The sequence below is a fragment of the Ottowia sp. genome, assembly GCF_035325765.1.
Lineage (GTDB): Bacteria > Pseudomonadota > Gammaproteobacteria > Burkholderiales > Burkholderiaceae_C > Ottowia.
Map to the genome: position 1 here is coordinate 1 of NZ_DAOKZG010000091.1, position 5,437 is coordinate 5,437.

4 protein-coding genes are annotated in these 5,437 nt (G+C 67.8%); all 4 read right to left on the reverse strand.

What is annotated here, in order from left to right; genetic code table 11:
* Positions 1 to 1,204 (reverse strand): AMP-binding protein (locus PKA16_RS15570; protein WP_324404564.1); only part of this gene is annotated, 1,204 nt, incomplete at its 3' end.
* A 12-nt stretch (positions 1,205 to 1,216) separates the two neighbouring features.
* On the reverse strand, positions 1,217 to 1,735 hold the full coding sequence (locus PKA16_RS15575) for a (2Fe-2S)-binding protein (RefSeq protein ID WP_324404566.1): 519 nt from the start codon (positions 1,733 to 1,735) through the stop codon (positions 1,217 to 1,219).
* Positions 1,732 to 2,550, reverse strand: coding sequence for an FAD binding domain-containing protein (locus tag PKA16_RS15580; RefSeq protein ID WP_324404568.1), 819 nt, complete (start codon positions 2,548 to 2,550; stop codon positions 1,732 to 1,734). The genes PKA16_RS15575 and PKA16_RS15580 overlap by 4 nt, the downstream gene beginning before the upstream one ends.
* A partial coding sequence (locus PKA16_RS15585) for a molybdopterin cofactor-binding domain-containing protein (protein WP_324404571.1) occupies positions 2,547 to 5,437 on the reverse strand: 2,891 nt, incomplete at its 5' end. The genes PKA16_RS15585 and PKA16_RS15580, both read right to left, overlap by 4 nt.

The following is a 5,437-nucleotide window of genomic DNA, read 5'->3' on the forward strand; positions in this document are numbered from 1 at the left end:
GACCACTGACGAAGAGATCGCCATCGGCATCGAAATAGCCGGTATCGCCGGTGAAGTACCAGCCGTTGCGGATCGACTTGGCGTTCGCGTCCGGGCGGTTCCAGTAGGACTCGAAGGCTTCGTCGCCGGCGAGTTCGGCGATGATCTGCCCTTCCTCGTTGACGGCGGCCAGATCGTCCGGCGTCTCGGCGCTCAACTTGACCACGCGGATGCGGGTGTTGATGCCGGCACGCCCGGCGCTGCCGGGCTTCCTGGTCGCGTCCTGGTCAATGCTGAAGGTATAGACCTCGGACGAACCGTAATGATTGACGAACAGCTCGGGCTTGAACACCTCGTTCAGGCGCTGGAGCAGCGCATCGTGCATCGGCGCGCCGGCAAAGCCGAGCTTGGTCACGGACGAGACGTCGGCGCCGTGCTGCTCGCGGTGGGCGAGCATGTCGTGATACAGCGTCGGCACCAGGTACAGGCAGGTGATCTTCTCTTCCTCGATGCAGCGCAGCGCGTAGCCGGAATCGAACTTGGGCACGCACACGAACAGGCCGTCGACCATCGCCATCGCCAGCAGCGAGCGCACGCCCATCGTGTGGTACAGCGGCATCACGCCGAGCGTGCGTTCGCCGCGCCGGTACAGGTTCTGCGCGACGTGCGCGAGCGCCGCCGCGCGTTCGGCGCGATGGCGGCGCGGCACGCCCTTCGGCTTGCCGGTCGTGCCCGAGGTATACAGCATCAGCGAATAATCTTCCGCCGAGGCTTCCAGGATCGGCGCATCGGGCGCGCTCCGCAGCAACTGCTCGAACGCCATCGTCCCGCCAGTCGCGCCGCCGACGGCGATCCGGGGCAGGCCCTGGGCCACCATGCTGGCAGCAACCGATTCCGCGCTGATCGACTCGAACACAATGGCCTTGGCCTTCGCATCGGTCGCGCAATAGTCGACCTCTTCCGGCTTGGCGCGCCAGTTGAGCGGGGTGACGATCACGCCGAGGAACTGGCAGGCCCAGTGCAGCGTGGCCATTTCGAAACGGTTCTGGAGGATCACGACGACATGGTCGCCGCGTCCGATTCCCATGTCGCGCAAGCCCGTGGCGGTGCGCAGGATCTGCTCATACCATTGCGCATAGGTCAGGCGGCGTTCGCCGTCGATGATCGCAAGCGCATGCGGGCTGCGCTCGACGCTCTGCAGAAAGGTCCGTCCCAGATCCAGCATGTTGTTCTCCTCTTATGCGTTCGTATCTGCCGTGCGGGCTGCGCGGCGCGCGGCGGCCGTCTCCAGCACGGCCTTGACGATGTTGGTGTAACCGGTACAGCGGCACAGATGGCCGGACAGCATGTCGCGCACTTCCTCCTCGCTCGGGTCCGGCTTGCGCTCCAGGTAGTCGGCGCAGGACATCAGGATGCCGGCGGTGCAGAAGCCGCACTGCAGCGCATGGTTGCGCCGAAAGGCTTCCTGCAGGTCGGACAGCGCATCCTTGCCGCCAGCCAGTCCTTCCACGGTATCGACGCGCCGGCCGTCCACCTGCACGGCGAGCGTCAGGCAGGAACGCGCGGCCACGCCGTCGATGCGGACCGTGCACGCGCCGCACACGCCGTGCTCGCAGCCGACGTGGGTGCCGGTCGCACCCAGGCCGTCGCGCAGGAAATCGGACAGCAGGGTGCGCGGCTCGCAGCTTCCGCTGCGCTCCTGGCCGTTGAGCGTCAGACGGATGACCGCCGGCTCGCTCTTCACATGCTTTTTCATGCCATCGCCTTTTCAATCACTTCGCGCCCAAGACGGCGCACCAACTGGCGCCGGAACGCGGCCGATGCGTGATGGTCGTCGCGCGCTTCCAGCTCCCAGGCGAAATCGTTGATCGCCGTTTCCAGATCGCTGCCGGTAAGCAGCGGCAATGCCTTCACGCGCGGGCGATCCGCCACGCCGCCGACCGCGAAACGGATGCCCTTCGGGCCGACCGTGGCGGCAACGGAGACGATGGCAAAGTCGCCGTGACGATTCGAGAACTCGTTGAAGGCATAGCGGTGGCCGGCGGCCGCCAGCGGATAGCGCACTTCCTCGATCAATTCGTCCGGATTGCGCGCAGTCATCAGCATGCCCTGGAAGAAATCCTCCGCCGCCAGCACGCGCCGCCCCTTGCGGTTGCGCAGCACGACCTGCCCGCCCAGCGTCAGCAGGCACAACGGCAGCTCCGCGCTGGGGTCCGCGTGCGCGACCGAGCCGCACACGGTGCCACGGTTGCGCACCTGGAAATGCGAGATGTGCGGGAATGCCTGCGCCAGCAGCGGCACTTCCTGCGCCAGCGTGGGCCGCCATTCGACGCTGGCTTGCGTCGCCGCCGCGCCGATGGCCATCTGCCCATCCTTGATACGCACATAGTTCAGGTCCGGCACCTGCGAGATGTCGATCAGCAGGCTGGGCTGCGCCAGGCGCATGTTCAGCACCGCCATCAGCGACTGGCCGCCGGCGAGAATGCGTGCCTCGGGTCCGGAATTGGCCAGCAGCGCGACCGCTTCGTCGGCGCTGTCCGGCTTCACATAATCGAATGCCTGCGGCTTCATCGCTTCACTCCAAACAGCGCAAGCAGGCGCTTCCACAGGCCCGGCCTCGCCGCTGCGGCGCCCTCGCCGCCGGCTTCGCGGCCGAGCTGTTCGAACAATTGATTCAGCACGATCTTGGCCGCCCCTTCCAGCATGCGGCTGCCCACGGCGGCCACCTTGCCGGACACGTCGGCCGCATAGTCGTAGCGCAGCAGCGTGCCGTCGCCGTCGGGTTCCAGCATGACCAGTCCGCTGCCGCTGGCGCTGCCGACTGCCGACAGGCCGGAGCCGGCCAGACGCAGGCTGCGCGGCGGATCGAGCTCGGACAGCGCGACCTCGGCCGCATAGCGCGCCTTGATCATGCCGACGCCGACCGTCACGTCCGCGCGGTAGCGGTTCTCGCCGACCTGCTCCAGCGCATTGCAGCCGGGGATGACCTTGGCCAGCGCGACCGGATCGAGCAGGACCCGGAACACGGCTTCCGGCGGAGCCGGCAGGCGCACCTCGCCCTGCGCGGCCAGCGACTTGCCGCCCTTCCCGCTCTTGCCCGCCGGCGCCGCAGCGGATGCGGCAAGCGGCTTCGATGGCGGCGGATCGTCGATGCCGATCAAGGCCATCACCTTCGACGGCGTCAGCGGCAGGCGCACGTCGGCCACGCCGAGCGCGTCCGCGACCGCATTCGCGATGCAAGGCGGCGTGCTCATGTTGTTTCCTTCGCCCAGTCCCTTGGCGCCGAGCGGCGTGAACGGAGACGGCGTTTCCATGTGGAGGATGGTCGGCTCCGGCACTTCGCAGGTGGTCGGCACCAGGTAGTCGGCGAAGGTGCCGGACTGGAAGCTGCCGTCCTCGCCGTAGCTGAATTCCTCCATCAGCGCCGCGCCCAGTCCCTGCGCGAAGGCGCCGCGGATCTGGCCGTCGGCCAGCGCCGGGTTCAGGATCTTGCCGGCGTCGTGCGTGGTGATGTACTTGTCGATGCGCACGCGGCCGGTGTTGCGGTCGATCTCGACCGCGCAGACGTCGAAGGCGAAGCCGTAGGCAGCCGAGGTGTTAACGCGGTCGTCGTCGTCCGGCGCCGTCAGTTGCTCGGCGCTCCAGAACGCGGTCTCGCGCAGGCCGGGCTCGACATCTTCCGGCAGCAGGCCGGGCGCCCAGTGCGGACTCGCGGCCATGCGCGCGAAGGGCAATGCTTTTTCCGGACGGCCTTGCGCGTACACCTTGCCGCCTTCGAACACGACCTCCCCGGCAGCGCAGCCGAGCTGCGGCGCGGCGATGCGCGCGAGCTTGTCGCGCAGCTTCACCGCCGCCAGATGCACCGTCCCCGCAACTGCGCCGGCGAAGCGGCTGGAGTAGTTGCCCGCTGCGACCGACCACGCGTCCTTCTGCGTGTCGAAATCGACGTTGGTGACGATTTGCTCCGGGCGCAGACCAAGGGCGTCGGCGACGACCTGCGCACACACCGTCATGTGCCCCTGCCCCGCCGGCGCGGAAGCGATCACGACGTTGACGCTGCCGAGCGGATCGATGCTCACGCTCGCCGAGGCGATCGCGCCGTTCTTCGGCCCCGCCTTGGCGCGGGCTTCCTTCGGCATGACCGTCGAGATGTAGCCCATGTTGGAAATCGAGGGCTCGACGATGGCGGCAAAGCCGATGCCGTACAGCCGCCCTTCGGCGCGCGCCTTGTCGCGCCGCGCGTAGAGTTCGGCCAGTCCGCCCTCTTCCTGCACCAGTTCCAGCGCATGCTGGTAGTTGCCGGAGTCGATCAGCGCGCCGGCCGCAGCCCGGTAAGGGAAGGCGTCGGCGGGAATGAAATTGCGGCGGTACAGCTCGACCGGATCGAGACCCAGCGTCACGGCAATGCGCTGCATCAGGCGTTCGAGCTGGAAATACACCTGCGGGCCGCCGAAGCCGCGCACCAGCCCGGCCGGCGTCTTATTGGTCAGCACCACGCGGTTGCGCACCAGCAGATTCGGGATCGCATAGGCGCCGGTCAGGCAGCCATGCATGCGGTAGAAGGTCGCCGGCTCGGGCGCACGCAGGTAGCCGCCGCAGTCATCGAACTGGTCGTAGGCCAGCGCGGTGATGCGGCCATCGGCCTGTACCGCGGCCTTGAGGGTCGACTGGCGCCCGGTCGACGAAGTCAGGGCCACCAGGTGTTCCAGCCGGTCCTCGACCCACTTCACCGGCGCGCGCGCCTTGCGCGCCGCCAGGCACATCAGCACCACGTACTGGAACACGGCCTGCTTGACGCCGAAGCTGCCGCCGGAATCGCGGAAGGTGCGATGGCGCAGACGGTTGCCGGGCACGCGCAGCGCCTTCGCCATCACCGTGTGCAGGGAGAACGGCCCCATGAAGTTGGAGCTGACGTCGTAGCCTTCTTCGTCCGACAGGTATTCTGCGACCACCACCGATCCTTCGATCGGGGTGCAGGAGTTGCGCGGATACCGGGTCTGGATCTCGATTACATGGGCCGCCTGAGCAAAAGCGGTCTCAGGATCGCCATAGCGGAAATGGCGGTCGCTGACGACGTTGGAACCGACGCCTTCGTGCAGGACGGTGGCGTCGTCACGGATCGCATCATCGACCGTGGTGACGGCTGGCAACGGCGTGTACGCGACCTTGACCAGATCTGCCGCATCCTCGGCCAGGTAGCGCGATTCGGCCACCACCACCGCCACCGGATCGCCGACGAAGCGCACGCGGTCGGTCGCCAGCGCCCACATTTCCATCGGTGCCTTGACGCCTACGACGAACGGACGCGACCAGTCGGCGATGTCCTTGCCGGTCAACACTGCGCGCACGCCCGGCGCGCGCTCGGCAGCGGCGGTGTCGATGGCGCCAAGCAGCGCGTGCGCATGCGGCGAACGCAGCACCGCGGCATGCAGGGTACCCGGTTTGACGCCGAGGTCGT

Excerpts from the sequence above, each read along its gene's own strand:
- PKA16_RS15575 (WP_324404566.1), bottom strand. The coding sequence starts at position 1,735 with ATGAAAAAGCATGTGAAGAGCGAGCCGGCGGTCATCCGTCTGACGCTC.
- PKA16_RS15580 (WP_324404568.1), bottom strand. The coding sequence starts at position 2,550 with ATGAAGCCGCAGGCATTCGATTATGTGAAGCCGGACAGCGCCGACGAA.